At 74.9% G+C, this 23,297-nt stretch carries 22 protein-coding genes; 8 read left to right on the top strand and 14 right to left on the bottom strand.

Annotation, left to right across the window (positions count from 1 at the left end; translation table 11 throughout):
• Nucleotides 1-56: 56 nt before the first annotated feature.
• The 3 genes from GA0070606_RS24085 to GA0070606_RS24075 all read right to left on the bottom strand — a co-directional run bounded on the left by GA0070606_RS24085 (nt 57) and on the right by GA0070606_RS24075 (nt 4,732).
• Nucleotides 57-3,074 carry a bifunctional [glutamine synthetase] adenylyltransferase/[glutamine synthetase]-adenylyl-L-tyrosine phosphorylase gene (locus tag GA0070606_RS24085; protein WP_091108101.1) on the bottom strand — a complete coding sequence of 1,006 codons (3,018 nt, stop codon included), beginning with the start codon at nt 3,072-3,074 and terminating at the stop codon, nt 57-59.
• Nucleotides 3,074-3,841: a type 1 glutamine amidotransferase gene (locus GA0070606_RS24080; RefSeq protein WP_091104539.1), complete on the bottom strand. Its 768-nt coding sequence runs from the start codon at nt 3,839-3,841 to the stop codon at nt 3,074-3,076. Before GA0070606_RS24080 ends, GA0070606_RS24085 begins: the two co-directional genes overlap by 1 nt.
• Before the next feature lie 300 nt (nt 3,842-4,141).
• Nucleotides 4,142-4,732, bottom strand: a complete 591-nt coding sequence (locus GA0070606_RS24075) for a TetR/AcrR family transcriptional regulator (protein WP_091104536.1) — start codon at nt 4,730-4,732, stop codon at nt 4,142-4,144.
• Nucleotides 4,733-4,809: 77 nt separating this feature from the next.
• Here GA0070606_RS24075 and GA0070606_RS24070 point away from each other — a divergent pair, with 77 nt between their 5' ends.
• Nucleotides 4,810-5,226: a VOC family protein gene (locus GA0070606_RS24070; RefSeq protein WP_091104533.1), complete on the top strand. Its 417-nt coding sequence runs from the start codon at nt 4,810-4,812 to the stop codon at nt 5,224-5,226.
• 28 nt (nt 5,227-5,254) lie between these two features.
• Here GA0070606_RS24070 and cpt read toward each other — a convergent pair whose 3' ends face one another.
• The gene (gene cpt / locus GA0070606_RS24065; RefSeq protein ID WP_091104530.1) at nt 5,255-5,788 is read right to left on the bottom strand and encodes a chloramphenicol phosphotransferase CPT; all 534 of its coding nucleotides are present in this window, start codon (nt 5,786-5,788) and stop codon (nt 5,255-5,257) included.
• Between the two features lie 166 nt (nt 5,789-5,954).
• Here cpt and GA0070606_RS24060 point away from each other — a divergent pair, with 166 nt between their 5' ends.
• Nucleotides 5,955-6,830, top strand: coding sequence for a S66 peptidase family protein (locus GA0070606_RS24060; RefSeq protein WP_091108099.1), 876 nt, complete (start codon nt 5,955-5,957; stop codon nt 6,828-6,830).
• A gap of 19 nt (nt 6,831-6,849) precedes the next feature.
• On the opposite strand, the gene GA0070606_RS24055 is transcribed toward GA0070606_RS24060, so the two are convergent.
• On the bottom strand, nt 6,850-7,743 hold the full coding sequence (locus tag GA0070606_RS24055) for a Vgb family protein (RefSeq protein ID WP_245724787.1): 894 nt from the start codon (nt 7,741-7,743) through the stop codon (nt 6,850-6,852).
• Between the two features lie 197 nt (nt 7,744-7,940).
• Here GA0070606_RS24055 and GA0070606_RS24050 point away from each other — a divergent pair, with 197 nt between their 5' ends.
• A complete protein-coding gene (locus GA0070606_RS24050; RefSeq protein ID WP_091108095.1) occupies nt 7,941-8,411 on the top strand; it encodes a hypothetical protein in 471 nt (156 codons plus the stop codon).
• A 230-nt stretch (nt 8,412-8,641) separates the two neighbouring features.
• On the opposite strand, the gene GA0070606_RS24045 is transcribed toward GA0070606_RS24050, so the two are convergent.
• The 5 genes from GA0070606_RS24045 to glnA all read right to left on the bottom strand — a co-directional run bounded on the left by GA0070606_RS24045 (nt 8,642) and on the right by glnA (nt 15,191).
• Nucleotides 8,642-9,016, bottom strand: coding sequence for a VOC family protein (locus GA0070606_RS24045; RefSeq protein ID WP_091104528.1), 375 nt, complete (start codon nt 9,014-9,016; stop codon nt 8,642-8,644).
• A 107-nt stretch (nt 9,017-9,123) separates the two neighbouring features.
• Entirely contained in the window at nt 9,124-12,459 is a 3,336-nt protein-coding gene (locus GA0070606_RS24040; protein ID WP_091104525.1) for an NACHT domain-containing protein, read from the bottom strand.
• 73 nt (nt 12,460-12,532) lie between these two features.
• Nucleotides 12,533-13,228, bottom strand: coding sequence for a helix-turn-helix transcriptional regulator (locus tag GA0070606_RS24035; protein ID WP_091104523.1), 696 nt, complete (start codon nt 13,226-13,228; stop codon nt 12,533-12,535).
• Nucleotides 13,229-13,325: 97 nt separating this feature from the next.
• Nucleotides 13,326-13,751: a DUF350 domain-containing protein gene (locus GA0070606_RS24030; protein WP_091104520.1), complete on the bottom strand. Its 426-nt coding sequence runs from the start codon at nt 13,749-13,751 to the stop codon at nt 13,326-13,328.
• A 90-nt stretch (nt 13,752-13,841) separates the two neighbouring features.
• Entirely contained in the window at nt 13,842-15,191 is a 1,350-nt protein-coding gene (gene glnA, locus GA0070606_RS24025; protein WP_091104517.1) for a type I glutamate--ammonia ligase, read from the bottom strand.
• Between the two features lie 257 nt (nt 15,192-15,448).
• On the opposite strand from glnA, the gene GA0070606_RS24020 reads away from it, so the two are divergent.
• The 5 genes from GA0070606_RS24020 (at nt 15,449) to GA0070606_RS24000 (ending at nt 19,540) form a co-directional block, all read left to right on the top strand.
• The gene (locus tag GA0070606_RS24020; protein WP_091104514.1) at nt 15,449-17,209 is read left to right on the top strand and encodes an NAD+ synthase; all 1,761 of its coding nucleotides are present in this window, start codon (nt 15,449-15,451) and stop codon (nt 17,207-17,209) included.
• A 141-nt stretch (nt 17,210-17,350) separates the two neighbouring features.
• A complete protein-coding gene (gene panB / locus GA0070606_RS24015; RefSeq protein ID WP_091104512.1) occupies nt 17,351-18,196 on the top strand; it encodes a 3-methyl-2-oxobutanoate hydroxymethyltransferase in 846 nt (281 codons plus the stop codon).
• Between the two features lie 161 nt (nt 18,197-18,357).
• Nucleotides 18,358-18,843 carry an RrF2 family transcriptional regulator gene (locus GA0070606_RS24010; RefSeq protein WP_091104509.1) on the top strand — a complete coding sequence of 162 codons (486 nt, stop codon included), beginning with the start codon at nt 18,358-18,360 and terminating at the stop codon, nt 18,841-18,843.
• 9 nt (nt 18,844-18,852) lie between these two features.
• A complete protein-coding gene (locus tag GA0070606_RS24005) occupies nt 18,853-19,128 on the top strand; it encodes an MFS transporter (RefSeq protein WP_342672193.1) in 276 nt (91 codons plus the stop codon).
• Nucleotides 19,129-19,144: 16 nt separating this feature from the next.
• The gene (locus tag GA0070606_RS24000; protein WP_091104507.1) at nt 19,145-19,540 is read left to right on the top strand and encodes a RidA family protein; all 396 of its coding nucleotides are present in this window, start codon (nt 19,145-19,147) and stop codon (nt 19,538-19,540) included.
• 34 nt (nt 19,541-19,574) lie between these two features.
• Here the strand turns inward: GA0070606_RS24000 and npdG are convergent, their stop codons facing one another.
• The 4 genes from npdG to GA0070606_RS23980 all read right to left on the bottom strand — a co-directional run bounded on the left by npdG (nt 19,575) and on the right by GA0070606_RS23980 (nt 23,159).
• Nucleotides 19,575-20,273 (bottom strand): NADPH-dependent F420 reductase, encoded by a 699-nt coding sequence (gene npdG, locus GA0070606_RS23995; RefSeq protein ID WP_091104504.1) that lies wholly within the window; start codon nt 20,271-20,273, stop codon nt 19,575-19,577.
• 112 nt (nt 20,274-20,385) lie between these two features.
• Entirely contained in the window at nt 20,386-21,819 is a 1,434-nt protein-coding gene (locus GA0070606_RS23990) for an RNB domain-containing ribonuclease (protein WP_091104502.1), read from the bottom strand.
• 193 nt (nt 21,820-22,012) lie between these two features.
• On the bottom strand, nt 22,013-22,879 hold the full coding sequence (locus tag GA0070606_RS23985) for a hypothetical protein (RefSeq protein WP_091104500.1): 867 nt from the start codon (nt 22,877-22,879) through the stop codon (nt 22,013-22,015).
• A 76-nt stretch (nt 22,880-22,955) separates the two neighbouring features.
• Complete coding sequence (locus GA0070606_RS23980) at nt 22,956-23,159, bottom strand: hypothetical protein (RefSeq protein WP_091108094.1); 204 nt, start codon at nt 23,157-23,159, stop codon at nt 22,956-22,958.
• Between the last annotated feature and the right edge of the window lie 138 nt (nt 23,160-23,297).

The raw sequence follows: 23,297 nt of genomic DNA, 5'->3' as shown, positions 1-23,297 counted from the left end.
CGACGCGGACCGGCGGGCCGGCCCGCGTCCGCGCCAACGGCGTCAGGCGTCAGGCATCAGGCGTCGAGCACGCGTTCCATCGCCGCCCGCGAGCGGCGGCAGGTGCGGAGGTACTCGTCGAGGAACTCGCCGGGATCGTCGCGGCCGAGCAGCCGGACCACCCCGGCCAGCTCGACGCCGTGCCGGGGCAGCTGGTCGCCCGCGCGGCCCCGCACCAGCATCAGCGCGTTGCGGACCTGCGCGGCCAGCGTCCAGCCGGCCGCCATCTCGGTGGCGTCCGTCGGGTCGACCAGCTCCGCGTCGCGGGCCGCGGCGAGAGCGTCGAGCGTACGCGTGCCGCGCAGCGCCGGGATCGCCCCGGCGTGCCGGAGCTGGAGCAGCTGCACGGCCCACTCGACGTCGGCGAGGCCGCCCCGCCCGAGCTTGGTGTGGGTGGCCGGGTCGGCGCCCCGGGGCAGCCGCTCGTGTTCCACCCGCGCCTTGATCCGGCGGATCTCCACCACCTGCTCGCGGGTCAGCCCGTCGGCCGGGTAGCGGACCGGGTCGACCATCGCCTCGAACTCGGCGCCGAGGTCGGCGTCGCCGCAGACGAACCGGGCGCGCAGCAGCGCCTGCGCCTCCCACACCTTCGACCAGCGGGCGTAGTAGTGCGCGTACGCGGCGAGGCTGCGCACCAGCGGCCCCTGCCGGCCCTCCGGGCGCAGGTCGGCGTCCACGCCCAGCGGCGGGTCGGGGGCCGGCATGCCCAGCAACCGGCGCAGTTCCTCGGCGACCGCGTGGGCGGCGGCGCTGGCCGCGCTCTCGTCGGCGCCGGCCGGGGGGTCGTAGACGAAGAGCACGTCGGCGTCGGAGAGGTAGTTCGACTCGTACCCGCCGAGCCGGCCCATGCCGATAACGGCGAAGCGCAGCCCCGGCATCGGCGGTTGGTTCGCGCGCGCGGCCCGCAGCGCGGCGGCCAGCGTGGCGTCGGTGACGTCCGCCAGGGCGGTGCCGACGGCCGTCACGTCGGCGAGCCCCAGCGCGGCCCGCGCGCCGTCGGGCCGGGGCGGCGACGGGGCCAGCGAGCCGGCCCGGCTCAGCAGGTCGGCGCACGAGATCCGGACCAGTTCCCGGCGGCGCAGCGCGCGGATCGCCCGGGTGGCCTCGACGGGGTCCACGTGCCGGGCCGCCGCGGCGGCGAAGCCCTCGCAGAGCACCGCAGCGGGACGGGGGGTCAGCTCGCTCTCCTCCGCCAGCAGCCGCAGCGCCTCCGGCTCGCGGGCCAGCAGGTCGGCGGCGTACCGGGAGGAGGAGAGCACCCGGGCCAGCCGGCGGGCCACCGGCCCGGAGTCGCGCAGCAGGCGCAGGTACCAGGGCGTGCTGCCGAGGGAGTCGGAGACCTGCCGGTAGTTGAGCAGGCCGCGATCCGGCTCCGGGGCGTCGGCGAACTCGCTGAGCAGCACCGGCAGCAGGGTGCGCTGGATGGCGGCGGTGCGGCTCACCCCGCCGGTGAGGGCCTGGAGGTGGCGCAGCGCCCCGGCGGGGTCACCGAAGCCGAGGATCTCCAGCCGGTGCCGGGCCGCCTCGGGAGTCAGCCGCAGCCCGTCGGCCGGCACCCGGGCCACCGACTCCAGCAGCGGCCGGTAGAGCAGCTTGGCGTGCAGCCGGCGTACCTCGGTGGCGTGGGTGACCCACTCGGCGCGGAACTCCTCGACGGCGCTGCGCCCGGGCGTGGCCACGTGGCCCAGCGCGGCGGCCAGCCACCGCAGCGCGGCCGGCTCGGTCGGCACGGTGTGGGTGCGGCGCAGCCCCTGGAGCTGGAGGCGGTGCTCGACGCCGCGCAGGAAGCGGTAGCCGCGCAGCAGCGCCTCGCCGTCGGCGCGCCCGACGTAGCCGCCGGCGACCAGCGCGCGCAGCGCCGGGATGGTGCCGGGCGCCCGCAGCGACTCGTCGCCCCGGCCGTGCACCAGTTGCAGCAGCTGGACGGCGAACTCGATGTCGCGCAGCCCGCCCGGCCCGCGCTTGATCTCGCGTTCCAGCTCCTTCGGGGGGATGTTGTCGATGATCTTGCGCCGCATGGCGCGGACGTCCTCGACCGCCTCCGGCCGCTCGGCGGCCCGCCAGACCAGCGGGGCGAGCTGGTCGATCCACTCCCGGCCCAGCGCCAGGTCGCCGGCCGCCGGCCGCGCCTTGAGCAGCGCCTGGAACTCCCAGGTGCGCGCCCAGCGCCGGTAGTAGGCGAGGTGGCTGGCGAGCGTGCGCACCAGCGGGCCGCGGTTGCCCTCGGGGCGCAGGGCGGCGTCGACCGGCCAGGCGACCAGGCCACAGACGTGGATCAGCCGGGTGGCGACAGTGGTGGCGGCGGCGAGGTCGTCGTCCTCGGCGGCCACGAAGATGACGTCCACGTCGGAGACGTAGTTCAGCTCGAGGCCGCCGCACTTGCCCATCGCCACGACCGCCAGCCGTGGCCGTGGCGTGCCCTCCGGCAGTTCGCCCACCGCGATCTCGTACGCCGCCGTCAGGGTCGCGTCGGCCAGCGCGGAGAGCGCGGCCATCGTCTGCTCCAAGCCCCGGCCGCCGGTCAGGTCGGCCGCCGCGATCCGCAGCAGCGCCAGCCGGTACGCCCTGCGCAGCACCGCGATCGGCTTGCCGTCGCCGGACAGGTCGAGCCGCCCCTCGGCGGTCGGGGCGAGCCCGTCCGGGGCGGTCCGCAGCGCGGGCCACTGGTCGGGGTTGGCGACCAGGTGGTCACCGAGCGCGGAGGAGGCGCCGAGGACGGCGATCAGCCGGCCGCGCAGCCCCGGATCGTCGACGAGCGCGGCCAGCAGCGCCGACCCGGCGGCCTCCGGACCGGCGGCCCGGCGCTCGGCCTCGACGATGCGGTGCAGCTGGCGCAGCGCCAGGTCAGGGTCGGCGGCGCGGGAGAGCGCGCCCAGCAGCTCCGCCGCGCGGTCGTCGGTCGGCTCCTGCACGTCCGGCCGCCACAGGCACAGTCCGTCCGGGCCGAGCAGGTCGGCCGCGCGGGTGGCACGGTCGCCGTCGGTGCCGAACCCGTAGCGGGCGAGCCGGCCCGCGGCGCTGGTCGGTCGGCTCATCACTGCCCGAGCAGCGGCAGGCTGCGGCGGGGGGCCTCGTCGACCAGCTCGCCGAGGGCCAGCGCGGCGAACCGGGCGGCGAACGGCTGCCAGACCTCCTCGACGTCGACCATGACCGCGTGGCAGGCCGCCACCACCAGATCCGGGTCGTGCCCCAGCTCGGCCAGGACGGTCGAGTCGGTGGCCCAGTCGGTGATCATCGCGGTGTCGCACTCGATGTGGAACTGGAGCCCCCAGGCCCGATCGCCGAGGCGGAACGCCTGGTGCGGATAGCGCGTGGAGGCGGCCAGCAGGGTGGCGCCCCGGGGCAGCTCGGTGATCTCGTCGGAGTGCCACTGGAGCACGTCGGGCATCAGGGGGACGTAGCGGAACAGTGGGTCGGTGTCGGCGGCGTCCCGCTTGCCGACCAGGCCGGGCCCGATCTCCGGCCCGGACGGGCTGCGCTCCACCCGCCCGGCGTGCGCGGTCGCCAGCAGCTGCGCCCCCAGGCAGATGCCCAGGGTGGGCACCCGGTGCCGGACGGCCTTGCGCAGCAGCCCCTCGACGGCGGGGAACCAGGGCGCGCCGGGCGCGCCGTCGGCCAGCGGATAGGCCTGCTGCTCGCCGCCGAGCACCACCAGCGCGGAACATCCCTCCAGGTCGGCGGGGAGTTCGTCGCCGGCGTGCGGGCGTACGACCCACAGGTCGAGGCCCGCCTCGGTCAGCCACTCGCCGAGCCGGCGGACGTCGTCGGTCGGGTCGTTCTCGATCACCAACGCGGTAGCCACGACGTCGAGGCTAGCCGGTGACCCCGACGCCCCCCGGAACGCCTCCACGGCGCGGCGGTGACCCCCGCCGTCGGGTCACCCCGGCGGGCACGGCGCGACGGTCAGGGTCGCCGGCACGCGGCGCGGCGGACGGCCGGCAGGCACGCGGCGCGGCGGACGTTCCGGCAGGCGGTCGGCGGGGCGGTCGGCGCGGCGGACGGCAGCAGCGCGGCGGGGTGCGCGGCGCGGCGGACGGCAGCAGCGCGGCGGGGTGCGCGGCGCGGCGGACGGCAGCAGCGCGGCGGGGTGCGCGGCGTCGGGTCAGCGGGCGCGCAGCGCGTCGAGCATCCGGTCGAGAGCGGCGCGGGTGTCGTCCAGGGCGGACGGGTCGGTCGCGCGGGCGAGCCAGAGCGCCGCCTCGTTCATCGCGCCGGACAGCAGGTGGGTCAGCGGCGCGACCGGTTGCGGCGCGATCAGCCCTCGCTCGACCAGCAGGCTCAGCTCCTCGGCCAGGTGCCGTCCCGAGGCGGCCTCGTCGAGCGCGCGCCAGTCGGCCCAGCCGAGCACGGCGGGGCCGTCGACCAGCATGATCTGCTGGATCTCCGGGTCGGTGCTCGCGGTCAGGAACGCCTGGCAGCCCGCCGTGAACCGGGCCCAGGGGTCGCGCTCGGCGTCGGCGGCCCCCGCGACCCGCCGCGCCACGTCCCCCTGCACCTCCGCCAGCACGGCCCGGAACAGCTCGGCCTTGCCGGCGAAGTGGTGGTAGAGCGCGCCCTTGGTGACCCCGGCGACGCGCACGATCTCGGCCAGGCCGACCGCCGCGTACCCCCGGGTGGCGAACAGTCGCCGACTCTCGTCCAGCAGCGCCCGCCGGGTCTGCTCCCGCTGCCGGACACGGATGCCCTCGGTCATCGCGTCCCCTCCATTGACATACCAACGGTATGCGAATTACGGTACTGACATACCGATGGTACGCGAAAGGATCCACCGTGAATCTGACCAGCTTCTACCCGGTCGTCTGCACGTCCCGGCTCGGCGAGTCGCACGAGTTCTACCGGCGCTTCTTCGGCTTCGAGACGACCTTCGAGGCCGACTGGTACGTGAGCCTGCGGCGGCCGGGACCGCCGGCGTACGAGCTGGCGCTGCTCGACCACCGGCACCCGACCCTGCCGGAGGCGTACCGGGCCCCGGTGCGAGGCCTGCTGCTCAACCTGGAGGTGACCGATGTCGACGCCGAGTGGGAACGGCTCGTCGTCCACGGTGGGCTGCACGCCGAACTGGCGCTGCGCGACGAGGACTTCGGGCAGCGGCACTTCATCGTCGCCGCACCGGACGGCGTCCTGATCGACGTCATCACGCCCATCCCGCCGTCGGCGGCGTACGCCGAGCAGTACCTCGACGGCTGATCCGCCGCAGGGCGGGCCGACCAGGAGATCAGCCGACGTGGGCGGCGATGGCCCGCGCGCAGGCCATGGACTCGGTGTGCGTGGTGTCCACCTCCAGGTCGTAGGAGACCCCCTCGTGCACCAGGTCCGCCTGCAACGCGGCCATCCCGGACACCCGGTCCCCCCGGGCGATCTCCCGGCCGGCGGCCACCGCGCTGTCGCACCTGACGCCGACCCACAACACGGGCACTCCGCCCAGGGCCTTGCGCCACCGCCGCTGGGACGCCGCGCCGCCGAGGAAGACGTCGTCGACGATGATCCTGGCCCCGGCCCGGGCCATCGCGACGACGCCCTCCGTCCAGGCCGCCTCCAGCGCCCGGAAGTCCGCCCCGACGCTCACCTCGCCGTCCGCCGCGATCTCGATCCCCCCGTCCCCGGCCTGCATCCGGGCGGGCAGGGCGTCGACGAACGAGTCGCACCCGAACGCCAGCCACGGATCCGGCAGGACGGCCTGCAGGCACCGGACGATCCCGGACTTCCCCGAGCTGGAACCACCGTTGATGATGATCATCTGAGCCGCCATCGCGCCATGGTAGGGCGCGTGCCGCGCGGCACGGAACGATAATCGGCACCGTCGCTCTGCCCTACGACCCGTGCCGGCGCTAGGCTCTGCCGCTGTGTCCGACCGCACCGCGCCCGAGCAGCCAGCCGTCCTCCGACCGCCGGCACTGCGCCCCGGCGACACGGTGATGCTGGTGTCCCCGTCGGGGCCGACCCGTCCGGAGCGGGTGGCGCGGGGCGTCGAGCTGCTCACCGGCTGGGGCCTGCGGCCGGTGCTGGCGCCGAACGCGTACGCCCGGCAGGGCTATCTCGCCGGCGCGGACGAGCTACGGGCCGCCGACCTGAACGCCGCGTTCGCCGACCCCGAGGTGCGCGGGGTGATCTGCACCCGCGGCGGCTACGGCGCGCAGCGGATCGTCGACGCCATCGACATGGCCGCCGTACGCCGGGACCCGAAGGTGGTCGCCGGGTTCTCCGACATCACCGCGTTGCAGTTCGCGCTGTGGCGGGGCGCCCGGCTGGCGGGCGTGCACGGGCCCGGGGCCGCCTGGCTGGACGAACGCACACCGCTGCGCTCGGCCGAGTCGCTGCACGCCGCCCTGATGACCACCGAGCCCGTGACGGTGACCGCCGTCGCCGAGGAGGAGACCTTCCCGGTGCGCGTGCCGGGACGGGCGACCGGCCCGCTGCTCGGCGGCAACCTCTGCCTGATCGTGGCGTCGCTGGGCACCCCGGACATGCCGGACCTGACCGGGGCGGTCCTGCTCGTGGAGGACGTGCAGGAGCCGCCCTACAAGGTGGACCGGATGCTCACCCAGCTCCGGCGGGCCGGCGCGCTGGACGGGCTGGCCGGCGTGGCCGTGGGCCAGTTCACCGGCTGCGCCGACGGCTGGACGGTCACCGTCGCCGACGTGCTCTCCGAGCGCCTCGGCGACCTCGGCGTCCCGGTCCTCGGCGGCCTGCCGATCGGCCACGGCGTCGGTCAGCTCACCGTCCCGGTCGGCACCCGGGCCACCCTCGACACCTCCACCGCCACCCTCACGGTCTCCCCCGCCGTCCGCTGACCCGCCCCACCCCCGTGGGTCAGGGGGTCAGGTGGGCCAGGGCGCCGGTCTCCAGGGCGACCCAGACGGTGTGGTCGGGGGCGACCGTGAGGCCGTGGGGTTCGGAGGCCGGGGTCGGGAGGTCATGGGTGGTGATCGCGCCGCCCGGGGTGACGTGGCCGATCCGGTTGCCGCCCCACTCGGTGTACCAGCAGCCGCCGGCGGGGTCCGCGACGATCGCGTGCGGCCGGGCGGCCCGGTCCGGCAGCGGGTACTCGTCGATCCGCCCGTCCGGGGTGATCCGGCCGAGCTGACCCGCGCCGATCTCGACGAACCAGAGCGCGCCGTCCACGCCGGCGGTGATGCCGACCGGGGCCGCTCCCTCGGTCGGCAGCGGGTGCAGCGTCACCGCGCCGTCCATGCCGATCCGGCCGACCGCGTTCGCCTGGTTGAGCGTGAACCAGACGGCCTCGTCCGGGCCGGCCGCGACCATCGAGGGGAAGCCGCCGCTCACCGGCAGCGGGAACCGCGTGACCTGCCCGTCGACGGTGACCCGGCCGATCGCGTCGGCGCTCATCGCCGCGTACCAGAGGGCGCCGTCGGGGCCGGCGGCGATGCCGCAGGGGCCGGTCCCGGCCGGGAGCGCGACGGCGCTCTGCTCCCCGTCGGTGGTGATCCGGCCGATCCGGTCGTCGCCGGAGCGGGTGAACCAGAGCGCGTCGTCGGGGCCCGCGGTGATGATCAACGGTCGGCTGTCGGCCGCCACCGGCCAGGTCCGCAGCTCACCGCCGGCACCCGCCCGGGCGATCTCGCCGGCGTGGACCAGCGTCAGCCACAGCGCGCCGTCGGGGCCGACCGTGACGGCGTACGGGCCGGTGCCCGCACCGGCCAGCGGGACTTCCCGGATCTTCGCGGAGGTCGTCAAGAGGGTCACCTTCCGTTACCTTACAGCCCCGGCGGGGCCGTGCCGATCGTCCACCCTCGCCGTCCCCGCGCGCCGATGCAACCCGTTTGTCCGCTCGGGCGCCCCGGATTGCCAGCTCGCTGACAGGCTCGCCACGGCTTCCACCCAGCCCGACTGGTCACTGTAGGTGAGGTCTTCGCACCACCACCGACCAGATGGAGGACGACGTGTCCCGCACGATGAGGAAGAAGCACCTGCTGGCCGGGCTGGCCGCGGCCGGCGTACTCGGCGTGGGCGTCGCGGCCCCGACGGTCGCGTTCGCCGCGGACGGCGCCACCCCGACGCCGAGCGCCAGCACCACCGAGGACGGCGACCGCCAGCAGCAGCGGGCCGACCGGCAGGCGGAGTTCGCCGAGAAGCTGGCCAAGGAGCTGGGCGTCGACACCGACAAGGTCACGGCAGCGCTGAAGAAGCTGCGCGAGGAGCACAAGCCGGCCGACCGGCCCGGTAGGGGCGACAAGGGCGACCGGCCCGAGAAGGGCGACTCCGCCGACCGTCGGGCCGCGCTGAAGGAACGCCTGGCGCAGGCCGTCGAGGACGGCAAGCTCACCCAGGAGCAGGCGGACGCCGTCAGCGCCGCCGCCGAGGCCGGCGTCCTGCCCGGCCCGGGCGGTCGCGGCGGCCCGGCCGGCAGGTGACCGCACGCCGTCCGCCCCGGCGAACCGGCCGGGGCGGACGGCGATCCGACGCCGACGCGCGCGGCGGATCCGGCCGGGGCGGACGGCGGACCGACACCGACGCACGCGGCGGATCCGGCCGGGGCGGACGGCGGACCGACGCCGACGCACGCGGCGGATCCGGCCGGGGCGGACGGCGGACCGACACCGACGCACGCGGCGGATCCGGCCGGGGCGGACGGCGGACCGGGTCAGGCCCCGGGCGGGCTGTAGACGCCGATCAGGTTGCCGGCCGGGTCGTGCAGGTGGGCGAAGGTGAGCCCGTTGTGGTTCTCTGTCGCCGGCACCAGCACCCTGCCGCCCGCCGACTCCGCCTGCCGGCAGGTCTGCGCCACGTCGGCCACCTGCACGTAGAAGACCGCGTAGTTCGGGCCCGCCCCGCGAATCTCGCGGATCCCGCCCTGGATGGAGCCCTCCGGCCCCGGCTCGACCACCTGGTAGGGCTCCTCGGGCGTGCCCTGCTCGCCGTACGCCCAGCCGAACAACTCCGTGTAGAACCGCCTGGTCTCCTCCGGCCGGTCGGTGCCGACCTCGAACCAGTTGACCCCGCTGGTGATCGCGGACATCTCTCGCCTCCCGTTCGCACGCCGGCCCCCTCGGCCGGCGTCGTCGGGAGAAAGCCTCCGCCCCCTCCACGACACCGTCCTGTCGGTGTTTCCGGCCGAACCGGCCGCTATTCGGCCGGGTCGGCGAGCGGACGCATCCGCGCAACCAGGTCTGGGCGGTGGGAACCGTGCCGGGTGCGGAAGCTCTCCGCCTCGGCCACCGACACCGGATACCGCCGAACGCCCGCCTCGTAGGTGCGGACCACCAGCTCCGCGGTGTCGATGCCCAGCCAGTCGAGCCGACGGCCGCCGGCGGCGGCGAACCAACGCGCGCCGGCGATCAGGCCGTCGACCTGCTCACCCAGCCTGAGGTCGGTCTGCGGGTCGCGGCCGAGGAAGGCGAGGACGCAGCGGGCGGCCGACGTCAGGAGAGAGCCGACGATCGTCGCGTCCCGTTGGAGACGACCCAGCACATCGGCGACGAACTCGGCGGACAACTCGGGGTCGGTCGAGATCCGATCCAGCACGAACCTCGCCACCGGTGGCTGCGGCACCTCGTCCTCCTCGTCCACGGTGGCCAGCAGGCGTTCGTAGGCCCGCTCCCGTTCCCGCTGCGGAACCTTCGCGCCGAGGATCGGAAGGAGCGACACGTCGAGCAGAAGCCGGGCTTCCGACCGATCGCCGTCCGTGAACGTCCAGAAGCCGTCGAGCGCGTCGAGCGGGTCGCCCAGCGGTCCCAGCGCGTGCAGCGCCGTGTCGAGGTCCGGGTCGCACTCGAAGTGGGCGGTCCGGGCGAGAAGGGCGAAGTCGGTTCCGGTCGTCAGGTAGTAGCTCTCCGCGTCCTCCGCAGGGCCGTCGTCCCTGATTGCGGCGATGAACCAGCGAGGATCGTTCGCCGGTGGGGGCGGCTCCTCCCGGCCCTCCCGGAGCGAGAGGACGAGATCTCTTCGGGTCCCCGTCCACGTCCGGCTGACCCGCACGACGCTCAGGAGGCTGTCGTACTCGCCGTAGCTGAGCTGGGAACGCCAGAAGAGAGCCTGCCGGTTCCACCCGGACACCCCGTCGCCGCTGTCCGGATGGAGCTCGGCCCCCCGCAGCTGCCCGGTCGCCGCGAGAAGCAGCACGAGCAGGTTCACGCCGTACAGGGCGTGGCGTGCCGGGACCGACAACCGCCGGGGCTGGTACGACTCGAAGTGCCGAGCCGGTCGCCGATCGCACACCCCCCGGAACAGCCGCAACAGCATGTCGACGACGGCGTCCCGCCGGCTCTCGTCCCAGGACGTCAGGATCTCGGTGAGGAAGGTGACGATCGGGGTGCGTCCGGTCAGTGCCGCGAAGGACAGCAGGGCGTGCAGCGGGTCGTCGTCCGTCGGCGTGGCTCCCAGCAGGGCGCTCGCCTCCCGGGCCGCCAGGTCGCCCAGCACCAGCGCGGTCGTCCGGGCGATCAGGAACTCGCCGAAGGTGGCGTGCAGGAACTCGTACGTCCGGTATCGGGTGTCGTCCCGCGTCGCCTGTGAGCGGTGCACGAAGAAGAAGCGGCCGAGAACGATCTCGGCAGCTCGCAGCGGCGTGCGGAGATTTCCGTCGGTCGAGACGGGCGCCGGGCGGCTACCCAGGAACGGCAGCGCGGCGAGATCCGCCTCGAAGTCGTTCTCGGTGATCCACTGGACGCCCCGGTTGAACATGCCGAACGCCACGATCGACAGCCTGCGAAGCTCGTCCTCCGTCGCCCGGCCCAGCTCCCGCTCGGACAGGCCCGGCCGGTGCTTGACGACCTCCCGCCGGGCGAAGCTGCGCAGCAGGCGCTCGTAGAGCTCGCTCCGGCGCAGCTCGCCCGCCGACCGCAGGTCGTTGCCCTCGGCGTCGTAGAGCGCCAGCATCAGCAGCAGCAGCGGCTGCGCGGCCAGCTCGCGGTGGACCAGCACCGTCGCCGGCTCCAGGGGCCGCCCGCCGGTCGCCCGGAACGCCACGGTGTTGACCCGGTTCCAGGTGGCGATCCAGGCCCTCACCTGGTCGTCGTCGAACGGCTCCAGCCGCACCGCCACCGTGCCGGGCGGGGGCTGGGCCCGGTCGGCGACGCTGGTGCGGCTGGTCACCAGCACCGCCACCGGTCGCCCCTGGTCGGCCTCTCGGCGCTGGAAGGACGCCACCCGGCGCAGGTAGTCGGTCTGGCTGACCCCGGTGGCCTGGAGCAGCTCGTCGAAACCGTCGAGCAGCACGACCGGCAGCGCGTCGCCGGCCGACCGGGACAGCGCGGGCCAGTCCACCCGCTCGCCGGTGTCGTTGCGGACCGCCTGCTCGATCTGGTCCTGGAGCTCCCCGGCGGCGTAGACGTCCCGCAGCACCACCCGCACCGCCATGAAGTCGGCGGCCGGCAGCTGCGCGGCGACGACCCGGGTCAGCACGGACTTCCCGGAGCCCGGTTGGCCCAGCACCAGCAGCGGGGCCCGGACGGCGTTTGGCGAGGTGAGGTGTACGACCAGGGACTGCCACAGGTCGTTCCGCAGCGGCCGCTCGTCCCACCACGCCTCGTCGCTCGGCCGCGCGTCGGCGAGCAGCTCCTCGATCCGGCACAGCGGCGGCACGTACGCCTGGCCGAGCGTGGGCACCGTCAGCCCGGCCGGCACGTCCCCGGACGAGATGATCGGCCGCCCCAGCTCGGCCGTGTACGCCGCGGCCAGCGCCGCGCGACGGTCGTCGGGCGAGCGGCCGGTGGAGAGCGAGGCGAGGGCCTGCCGCATCTCGGCCAGCCCCGTCGACAGGGCACGGACCTGCTCCCGGGTCGCCTCGTGCTCGTGCAGGCCGATCCAGAACGACACCTCGGAAAAGTCGACCGCGAGCCGGGTGAGCAGGTCCCGGTGCCGGTCTGCGGCGGCCGCGGGCAGCCGGAGCAGCCCCTCCTCCGTCGCCCGTCGCCGCCCCTCGTCGGTGGCCTCCCACACGGCCAGGCCGCGCAGGAAGTGCAGCAGCCGGTTGACGAGCACGTCGTAGTGGGCGACCAGGGCGTGCCGCAACGCCGGACAGGGCAGGTGCGGGCCGGGCAGGGGCGCGGTGGTGGCGAAGAACGCGTCGGTGACAGCCGCCTCGTGCACCGCGCCCGCGCCGGCCAGCGACAACTGCTCGGCCTTGCCGATCCGGGCGCCCGCCACGTCGAAGGGCAGGTCGATCTCGTCGAGCGCCTCGAAGAACGCGGTCACCGCGATCACCGCGTGCGCCGCCTCCAGCCGCTGCGTCCGGCCGTACCGGGACAGGCCGGAGCGCTTCTCGACCACGCCGCGCACCAGCTCGTGGCCGAGCCGGACGAACTCCGCCTTCGCGTCGAAGATGCCCAGCGCGCCCGGGACGCCGGCGGCGGAGGCGCCGAGCAGCGACCAGCCGGTCAGCCTGTCGAACCAGTCGACGAACCTGCTCTTCTCCCCGCCGAGCAGGCGTACGGCGTCGGCGTAGCTGAGCGTGTCGGGCACGTCGGTGACTCCTCCCACGGAACGTCCAGATGGGACAGCATGCCGTGCGCCCGGCGGCCGGCGCTGTCCCGTCTCAGACCAGGCTGAGCCGGCGGATGCGCTCCCGGGGGATGTCGAGGTCGTCGACAGCCAGCTCCCGCTCCGGCACCCGCTCGCCGAGGGTGGTGACCGTGCTGATCCGGTCGGTGCGGAAGGCCCGGATGCCGCCGCGCAACCGGCACCAGGCCAGCAGGTACCAGTGCCGGGCGTTGCCGAGGTAGCCCAACGGTTCCACGTCGCGCAGCGAGCCGGCGCCCGCCCGGTCGGCGTAGCGGATGCGCAGCACGCGCCCCGCGCGTACGGCGTCGGCGACGCCGGCCGGGACGGGTGTCGCCGGGCCCTCGCCGATCAGGTGCACCCGCGCGGCCAGCCGGTGTGCCTCGGCGGCGTCGGCGGCCGGCATCACGGCGACCAGCTTGCGCAGCGCGGAGCCGGCCGCGGCGGCGAACGGGGTGCCGCGCATCCGGTGCAGCGCCACCGCCAGGGCGACGGCCTCGCCGGGGGTCAGGTTGACCGGCGGCAGCGTGCGCGCCCGGTCGAGCGCGTAGCCGCCCGTGCGGCCCTGCTCGGCCCAGATCGGCACGCCGGATTCCTGGAGGGCGTTGATGTCGCGCTCGATCGTGCGGGTGCTCACCTCGAAGCGCTCGGCGAGCCAGCGGGCGCTGCGCGGCCGGGGCGACACGGCGCGCAGCTCCTCCACCAGTGCGTAGAGACGATCCGTCCGGTTCACTCCCGCAACCTACGACGGGGGTCCGACGGAACCGCTCCGCCCCGGTCAGGCGGCGGCGCGCACAGCCGGCGTGGGCGACGCGGGAGCGGGCGACGGCTCAGGCGATGCAGGCGCAGACGATCAGGGCGGCTCCGAAGTGCGTGGCGGCGCTGACCCGGGCCGCCGGGTGCGGCTCGTCCGAGCAGATGATCTCACCGAGCCTGCCCGGCGTGAGCAGGTCCAGCACGAAGAACGCCAGCGCCATGATGGCCAGCCCGATCAGGCCGAAGATGACCGTCGAGGCCAGCCCCTTGGCGAAGTCGCTGTAGCTGGTCAGGATCGCGGTGAACACGATCCCGGCGATGCCGAGCTGGTTGGCGGCGAGCAGCAGCGCGGCGTTGCCGTTGCGACGCACCCAGATCAGCTCGCGCAGCCGCCCGGGAGTGAGCACGTCGACCAGCCCGAACCCGGCCGCCATCAGGGCCACCCCGACGACCCCGAACACGACGCTCTGCCAGGCTCCGCTGAGCAGGTCCTCCAGCACCGACTGCCTCCCGACCGTCCTACGCCCGGCGGGGTGCCGGCGCGGTGATCGAGACGATAGCGGCACCGCGCCAGCGGCGGGAGCCCTGCCCTACAGCGACAGGTAGCGCTGCCGCTCGTAGGGGGTGACCTCGCGGCGGTACTGCTCCCACTCGGCCCGCTTGTTGCGCAGGAAGAAGTCGAAGACGTGCTCGCCGAGCACCTCGGCGACAAGCTCGGAGCCGGCCATCACGTCGATCGCCTCGGCCAGGTTCTCCGGCAGCGGCTCGTATCCCATCGCCCGCCGCTCGGCGCTGGTCAGCGACCAGACGTCGTCCTCGGCGCCCGGCGGCAGCTCGTAGCCCTCCTCGATGCCCTTCATCCCGGCCCCGAGCAGCACCGCGAAGGCCAGGTAGGGGTTGGCCGCCGAGTCGGGCGAGCGGACCTCGACCCGGGCCGAGTTCGGCTTGCCGTAGGCCGGGACCCGGACCAGCGCGGACCGGTTCAGGTGACCCCAGCAGACGTACGCGGGGCTCTCGGTGACCCGGTCGGGCAGCGCCTGCGGGAAGAGCCGCTTGTAGGAGTTGACCCACTGGTTGGTGACGGCCGTGTATTCCCTGGCGTGCACCAGCAGCCCGGCGATGAAGGCGCGGGCCACCTTGGACAGCTTCATCGGGTCGCCGCCGTCGTGGAACGCGTTGCGCTCCCCCTCGAACAGCGACAGGTGGGTGTGCATGCCGCTGCCGGGCTGGTCGGTGAAGGGCTTCGGCATGAAGGTGGCCTGCACTCCGGTGGAGAGCGCCACCTCCTTCACCACGTGCCGGAAGGTCATGATGTTGTCGGCGGTGGTCAGCGCGTCGGCGTAGCGCAGGTCGATCTCCTGCTGGCCGGGGGCCACCTCGTGGTGGCTGAACTCCACCGAGATGCCGATCCGCTCCAGCGCCAGCACGGCCTGGCGGCGGAAGTCGCGGGCCACCGCGTGGGTGGTGTGCTCGAAGTAGCCGCCGGTGTCGACCGGGACCGGCACCGAACCGTCCAGCGGGCCGTTCTCCAGCAGGAAGAACTCGATCTCGGGGTGGGTGTAGAAGGTGAACCCCTTCTCGGCCGCCTTCGACAGCGCCCGGCGCAGCACGTGCCGCGGGTCGGCCCAGGACGGGCCGCCGTCGGGCAGCAGGATGTCGCAGAACATCCGGGCGCTCTCGCCGCTGACCCCGCCCTCGAACGGGAAGACCTGGAAGGTGGTCGGGTCGGGCATGGCGACCATGTCGGACTCGAAGACCCGGGCGAAGCCCTCGATCGCCGAGCCGTCGAAGCCGATGCCCTCCTCGAAGGCCGCCTCCAGCTCGGCGGGGGCCACCGAGACGCTCTTGAGCGTGCCCAGCACGTCGGTGAACCACAGCCGGACGAACCGGATGTCCCGCTCTTCCAGCGTACGGAGGACGAACTCCTGCTGACGGTCCACTTCCACCCCTCGCGACACGTTGTCCGCCTTCGACCGGGGTCGACCCGGCCTGACCGACCAGTCTCCACCCGCCTCGTTACGCCGACGTTACGCGACCGGCCGGCCCTCGTCCCGCCCTGTCCCGCGGCACCCGCCGGCCCGGCCGTGGCCGCCCGCCGGCACCGCCCCGACACCCGGCGCCGGGGCCGGTCGCCGCCCCGCCGCGGTCTCGTCCCGCCGCGCGTGTCGGGTCCGCACCGCTGGGGCAAGATGAGGGCATGCCCACCCTGCGTCTCGCCCTGTGCCAGGTCAACCCGACCGTCGGCGACCTCGCCGGCAACGCCGCCCTGGTCCGTGCCTGGGCCCGCCGTGCCGCCGACGCCGGCGCCCAGCTCGTCGCGTTCCCGGAGATGGTGCTGACCGGCTACCCGGTCGAGGACCTGGTCTTCCGGCGGTCCTTCGTCGCCGCGTCGAGGGCCGCGCTGGACCGGCTCGCCGCCGATCTCGCCGCCGACGGGCTGGGCGAGCTGCCGGTGCTGGTGGGATACCTGGACGCCGACGGCCCGCCGCAGGTCAGCGGCGACGCCGAACCGGGTCGCGGGGCCCGTAACGCGGCCGCGCTGCTGCACCGGGGCGGCATCGTGGCCACCTACTTCAAGCACCACCTGCCCAACTACGGCGTCTTCGACGAGGACCGCTACTTCGTCCCCGGCCGGGAGCTGACCGTCGTCCGCGTCGGCGGGGTGGACGTGGCGCTGACCATCTGCGAGGACCTGTGGCAGGCCGGCGGCCCGTTCGCCGCGGCCCGCCAGGCCGGCGTCGGTCTGGTCCTGAACATCAACGGCTCGCCGTACGAGCTGAACAAGGACGACATCCGGCTGCCGCTGGTGCGGCGCCGGGCCGCCGAGGCGGGGGCCACCATCGCGTACGTCAACATGATCGGCGGCCAGGACGAGCTGGTCTTCGAGGGCGACTCGATGATCGTGACCGCGGACGGCGAACTGCTCACCCGCGCGCCGCAGTTCGTCGAGCACCTGCTGGTGCACGACGTCGACCTGCCGCCGGCCCGGGAGTCGGCGGGCCCCGACGAGGCGCTGGCCGACGACATGCGGGTGGTCCGCGCCGCGGTCGACGCCGTCCCGCCACCGGCCGGCGGGCCCGCCGCCACGGGCGGCATCATCGCCCCGGTGGCCGACGAGGCCGAGGTGTGGCAGGCGCTGGTGCTGGGGCTGCGCGACTACGTCGACAAGAACCGGTTCCCGTCGGTGGTGCTGGGCCTCTCCGGCGGCATCGACTCGGCGGTGGTGGCCGCGCTGGCCGTCGACGCGCTCGGGCCCGACCGGGTGGTCGGCGTGTCGCTGCCCAGCCAGCACTCCTCCGAGCACAGCCGCGAGGACGCGGCGGAGCTGGCCAAGCGGACCGGGCTGGACTACCGGGTCGAGCCGATCCAGCCGATGGTGGACACCTTCCTGGCCAACATGTCGCTCTCCGGCGTCTCGGTGGAGAACCTCCAGGCGCGGGTGCGCGGGGTGATCCTCATGGCCCTGTCGAACCAGGAGGGGCACCTGGTGCTCACCACCGGCAACAAGAGCGAGCTGGCGGTCGGCTACTCCACCCTCTACGGCGACTCGGTCGGCGGCTTCAACCCCGTCAAGGACGTGTGGAAGACGCTGGTGTGGCGGTTGGCGAAGTGGCGCAACGCGGACGCCGCCCGCCGGGGCGAGACCCCGCCCATCCCCGAGAACTCGATCGGCAAGCCGCCGAGCGCCGAGCTGAGCCCGGGCCAGCTCGACAGCGACACGCTGCCCGACTACGACGTGCTGGACCCGATCCTGATCGGCTACGTCGACGGCGACCTGGGCCGCGACGGGCTGGTCGCGTCCGGCCACGACCCGGCCATCGTCGACCGGGTGCTGCGGATGGTGGATACCGCCGAGTACAAGCGCCGCCAGTCCGCGCCGGGCACGAAGATCTCGATGAAGGCGTTCGGGCGGGACCGGCGGCTGCCGATCACGAACCGGTGGCGCGAGGACGGCTGAGCCGGGTCGCTCCCGGGCCGGTCACCACGCCGGCCCGGGAGTGACATCCTCCACTGGGCTCTGCCGCCGGCCGGTCGTCGGGTGCGACGATCGCGACGGAACCCGGGGACCGCGCACGCGGCCTCGAGGAAGGAGAGAGTCATGGTGGAGTCCACCCCGTCCGAGGTGACCGCCCTCTACGGCGGCCCGGCCACCCGGCGGGTACGCACCCGCGACCTGATCGCCGCCAAGGAGCGCGGCGAGCGGTGGCCGATGCTCACCTCGTACGACCAGTACACCGCCTCGATCTTCGACCAGGCCGGCATCCCGGTGCTGCTGGTCGGCGACTCGGCGGCGAACAACGTCTTCGGCTACGAGACGACGTTGCCGGTGACCGCCGAGGAGCTGCTCCCGCTGGTCCGCGCGGTGGTGCGGGCGACCCGGCACACGCTGGTCGTCGGCGACCTGCCCTTCGGCTCGTACGAGGAGGGTCCGACGCAGGCGCTGCGCACCGCGGTGCGGTTCATGAAGGAGGGCGGCTGCCACGCGGTGAAGCTGGAGGGCGGCCGGCGCTGTGCCGGGCAGATCGCCGCGATCACCGGCGCCGGCATCCCGGTGATGGCGCACATCGGCTTCACCCCGCAGAGCGAGCACGCCATCGGCGGCTACCGGGTCCAGGGGCGCGGCGACGCGGCCGAGGACGTCATCGCCGACGCCCGCGCCGTGGCCGAGGCGGGCGCGTTCGCCGTGGTGCTGGAGATGGTGCCCGGCGAGGTAGCCAAGCGGATCACCGCGGAGCTGCCGATCCCGACCGTCGGCATCGGCGCCGGCCCGGACACCGACGCCCAGGTGCTGGTCTGGCAGGACATGGCCGGCCTGCGTGCCGGCAAGGCGCCCCGCTTCGTGAAGCGCTACGCCGACCTGGCCGGCACCCTCGCCGACGCGACCCGGCGCTTTGCCGACGAGGTCCGTGGCGGCGACTTCCCCGCCGCCGAGCACACCTTCTGACGCCGGTCGGCCGACGCCTCTTGATGCCGGCCGGGCGGCCCGGGGACGCGCACACGGCCCCCGGGCCGCCCGCCGGGCGTGGGCCTCTCCCCCCGCGGCCGAGGCGGGCCGACCCGCCGGAGACGTTGCCACAGCGATCCTGGACAAGTAACGTCCATGTTATGAAGATGAGCGAGGGCGTCGAGTGGGCCCTGCACACCTGCCTCAACCTGTCCTGGGTCACCGACGGCCGGGCGATCCGCGCGACCACCCTCGCCGCGTTCTACGAGCTGCCCCCCGCCTATCTGAACAAGCAGCTCCAGGCGCTGGCCCGCGCCGGCATCGTCACCTCCACCTCCGGCCCGAGGGGCGGCTTCCGGCTGGCCCGTCGGCCGGAGGAGATCACCCTGCTGGACGTGGTGGTCGCGATCGAGGGCACCGAGGAGGCGTTCCGGTGCAGCGAGATCCTGCGCCAGGGGCCCGGCGGCCAGCCGGACGTCGACTACCGGCAGACCTGCGTGATCTCCCAGGCCATGCGCCGGGCGGAGCTGAGCTGGCGGCGGGAGCTGGCCGCGCAGAGCCTGGCCGACATCAAGGCCACCGTGGAGCACCGGTTCCCGGCCGCGCCGGGCCAGACCCGGAACCGCTTCACCGCCCTGCGGGGCTGACCTACGCCCATTCCCGCGGGGCGCTCCCGTCCACCAGTCCTCAGCGTCGGCGGCCTCTGGGTGATCGCCGGTGGCCTCGCGGTCCGCCTCGTGCCGGCCCGGCACGTCGCGCCCGCCACCGCCGTCATCTTCGGCGGGGTCTCCACCGCGTCCGTCCTCGGCGTGCCGGCCGGCACGGTGGTCGGCGACCTCCTCGGCTGGCGCGCCGCGTTCGGCGTCGCCGGCGTCCTCGCCCTGCTCACGACCGTCACGGTCGCCGCCGCCCGGCGGGACCGCACCGCCTGACCACGGAAGGACCACCATGCCACACACCATCAGCAACCCCGACACCCTGCACGACCCGGTGAGCTACGGCTACAGCCACGTCGCCCGCGTCTCGGGAGAACTGGTCCTCGTCGCCGGCCAGTACGCCTCAGACGCCACCGGCCAGGTCACCTCCCCGGACTTCGCCGCACAGGTGAGGCAGTCGTTCGCCAACCTGGGGAAGGCGTTGGCCGCCGAGGGGCTGGAGCACCGCCACATCGTGCAGCTGCGCACCCACATCGTGGACCACGACGCCGACAAGCTGGCCGTCGTCGCGGGGGTCATCGGCGAGATCTGGGGTGCCACGCCGCCCACGCAGACCCTCACCGGCGTGGCCGCCCTCGCGCTGCCCGACATGCTCTTCGAGGTCGACGCGGTCGCCGCCCGGCCCTGAGCGGGCCACCGCCGGACCGGCACGCCGCCGGACGTCAGAGGTCGGTGACCCGGATCCCGGCGTGCGCCTTGTAGCGCTTGTTGATGGCGATCAGGTTGGCGGTGAACGCCTCGATCTGGTGGGCGTTGCGCAGCCGGCCGGCGTAGATGCCGCGCATGCCGGGGATCCGGGCCGCGAGGGCGGCGACCACGCCGACCAGATCCCGGTCCTCGGTGCAGATGAGCACGTCGAGGTCGATCCGGTCGATCTCCGGGTCGGCCAGCAGCGGCGCGCTGACGTGGTTGAACGCGGCGCAGACCCGGGAGTCGGGCAGCAGCCCGGCGGCCTGCTGGACGGCGCTGCCCTCCGGCACGGCGAGCGCGTAGGGGCCCTGCTTGTCGAAGCCGAGCGGGTTGACGCAGTCGATGACGATCTTGCCGGCGAGGGGCTCGGCGAGCGCGGCGACGGTCGCGGCGTGCCCGTCCCACGGCACCGCGACGACGACCACGTCGCTGCGCCGGGCCACCTCCTCGTTGCCGGCGCCCGCGACCTCGGCCCCGGCCGGGACGCCGGGCAGCGACGCGATCTCCTGCGCGGACTGTGCGGCCCGCTCGGCCGACCGCGACCCGATCAGCACGGACTGGCCGGCCCGGGCGAACCGGTAGGCGAGCCCCCGTCCCTGGTCGCCGGTGCCGCCGATGATGCCGACGGTCAGCCCGGACACGTCGGGCAGCGTGCTCGCGTCGTAAGCCATGCCGTCATCCTCGCAAACCCGGCCCCGCGTCAGCAGGGGCGAGCACTGTGACAAACCCCGCTGCCGCCCCGCCCCCATCGGCACCGAAGACCGGCACGACGGGCAGCCGGCGTCAGGCTCGTTCGAAGGCCACCGAACGCGTCGCCGGGTCGGCGGTGACCAGCCGGACCCGGACCCGCTCCCCGAGCGGCAGCTCGCCCAGGCAGCGGGCGCGCACCGGCGGGTCGTCGAGCGCCACCGTGCCGCCGGGCCGGCGACCCGGGCGGGGCTTGCCCTCCGGGACCGCGTCGGCGTCGAGCACCGCCGCGTCGAAGGTCTCCCCGACCCGGTGCCGGAGCAGCACCGCCTCGGCGAGCTCGATCGCGCCCCGGCTGGCCGCCGAGGCCACCCGGTCGGTCGTCGCCATCACCTCGGGCAGCCGGGGCAGCGCCGCGCGGGCCCAGTCGGGCACCGGCCGGCCCTCGTGCAGCGCCAGGCAGACCTCTGTGGCGTACCGGTCGGCCAGGCGGCGCAGCGGCGCGGTGACATGGGCGTACGCGGCCGCCACCCCGCCGTGCTCCCGCTGCTCCGGCGGTGCGCCGTCGAAGGCCGTGTACGCGGCGCCGCGCATCAGCTCGGCCGCCTGGTCGACGAAGGCGGCGGCCCGGGGCTGCGACGGGTCCAGCCCGGCGAGCACCTCGCCGGGGCCGGCCCCCTCGGGCCAGTGCACGCCCAGCGGGGCGGCGGCGGCGCGCAGCCGCGCCACCGCCTCGGGTTTCGGGGCCGGCATCGTGCGCAGCAGGCCGACCCCGCCGGCCAGCATGATCTCGGCGGCGGCCATCCCGGTCAGCAGGGAGATCTGCGCGTTGTGCTCCTCCATCGGCACCGGCCCGCGCAGCACCAGCCGCCAGCCGTCGCCGTCCGCCTCCACGTCCTGCTCGGGCAGCGGCAGGTTGATCGCTCCCCGGCGCAGGCCGCGGGCGGTGAGCAGGGCCCCGATCTCGGGCAGCAGGGCGATCGGGTCGGGCAGCCGGCCGGCGTCGGCGGCAACCTGGACGCCGGCGTAGTCCAACTGGGCCCGGCTGCGCACCAGCGCCCGCTCCAGCTCGACCCCGACGGTGCCGCCCTCGGAGTCGAGGTCGACGGTCCACACGACGGCGGCCCGGTCGACCTCCGGCAGGAGGCTCGCCGCGCCCTCGCTGAGGGTCTCCGGGTGCAGCGGCACCGTCCCGTCGGGCAGGTAGACGGTCTGCCCGCGCCGCCAGGTCTCCTCCTCCAACGCGCCGCCGGGGCGCACGTGCGCCGCCACGTCGGCGATCGCGTACGACACCCGGTAGCCGCCGCCGACGCGGCGGGCGAGGTGCATCGCCTGGTCGAGGTCGCGGGAGCCGGCGGGGTCGACGGTGACGAACGGGATGTCGGTGCGGTCGACGGCCGGCCTGGGCGGCGCCGCCGCCGCGGCGTCGGCCTCACGCTGCGCCGCGGCCGGGAACCCCTCGGGCAGTCCCAGCTCGCGGCGCAGCGCGCCGAAGTCGATGCGGGGCGCGAGTACGCGTCGGATCACCACGGGGTCAATCCTGACAGCGTGGCGGATGATCCGCTCCCCGGGCGCGCGCCGGGAGTCACGGGTCGACGGTCAGCCGGTCGCCTTCCGCGCGGCCCTCCGCGCGCCCCCGGGCACGGTGACCCGGGCGGCGGTCAGCCGGTCGCCTTCCGCGCGGCCGCCCGCGCGCCCCGGGGCGCGGTGGCCCGGGCGACGGTCAGCCGGTCGCCTTCCGCGCGGCCGCCCGCGCGCCCCGGGGCGCGGTGGCCCGGGCGGCCGTCGTCCGCGCCGGTGCCTTCCGGGCGGTGACCTTCTTGGCCGGCGCCTTGGCGACGGTCGTCTTCTTCGCCGGCGCCTTCTTCGCGGCCGCCTTGCGGGTGGTGGCCGACGACGTCGCGGTGGCCTTCTTCGCCGGGGCCTTCTTCGCGGCCGCCTTGCGCGCGCCGCCGGTGGGGCGGGTCGCGGCCGTCTTCCGGGCCGGCGTCGTCTTCTTGGCGGCGGCCTTCCGGGCCGGCGCCTTCGCGGCCGTGGTGGTCTTCTTCGCCGCCGTCGCGGTGGTCTTCTTCGCCGTCGAGGTGACCTTGCGGGCGGCGGCGGTCGTCTTGGCGGGGGCCTTCCTGGCGGGGGCGGTGGTCTTCCTCGCCGGCGCGGCGGCCTTCTTCGCCGCGGTGGTCGCCCTGGTCGCCGCCTGCCAGGCGGGCGTCTTCGCCGAGGTGGTCTTCCTCGTGGCGGTGCTCTTGGCCGCCGCCGTCGTCTTCTTCGCCGCGGCCGGTGCCTTCTTCGCGGTCGCGGCGGCCGTCTTCTTCGCCGCGGCCGTCGTCTTCTTCGCCCCGGTGGCGGCCTTGGTCGCCGTCTTCTTCGCGGGGGCCTTCTTCGCCGGGGCCTTCGCGGCGGCGGTCTTCTTCGCCGGGGCCCGCCCGGCGCCGCCCGTCGCCTTGCTGGCCGGCGCCTTCTTCGCCGCGGTGGTCGAGCCGGACGGCCGTACGGTCCGTGCCGCGCCCGCGGACCGCTCCGCCGCGGCGGTCTTCCTGGCGGTCGTGCGTCCGGCGGCCGGGCGGGTGGTGGCCTGCTGTGCTTCGGCCATCTCGGTTCCCTCCTTGGGGACGTGCTCTCGCCCTCGCGGAGCACGGAGCATCTCGACGCGGACCGTCCCGCGCCGCCTATCTGTCCTCCCCGGCCCAGCGGGCGTCCTCGGCGTCCCACGCCTCGTTGCGCTCCCGCACCTGTTGCAGAGCGTTCTCCGCGTCGGCGGCCGAGGCGTACGGCCCGAGAACGTGCTTGGCGGGGCACACGTCGGCATCGGTCTCGACCCGGTGGTGTCGGGTGCACCAGTAGTGGTGCCCACCGCTTCCGCTGTCGCTCATGGGATCACTGTGCACCGCGAACCACCCGGCCGCCACCGGAACACCACAAGTCGCCGATGTTCTCCACAGTAGACGTGCTGTCGGCCGCAGGGGCTGGAACTGCGAAAACAGGGCGATCGGGCGTTCGGGAACGGCCCG

The organism is Micromonospora citrea (assembly GCF_900090315.1).
Lineage (GTDB): Bacteria > Actinomycetota > Actinomycetes > Mycobacteriales > Micromonosporaceae > Micromonospora > Micromonospora citrea.
The sequence above is the reverse complement of the archived record's forward strand: the minus strand, read 5'-3'. Positions and strand labels throughout refer to the sequence as shown.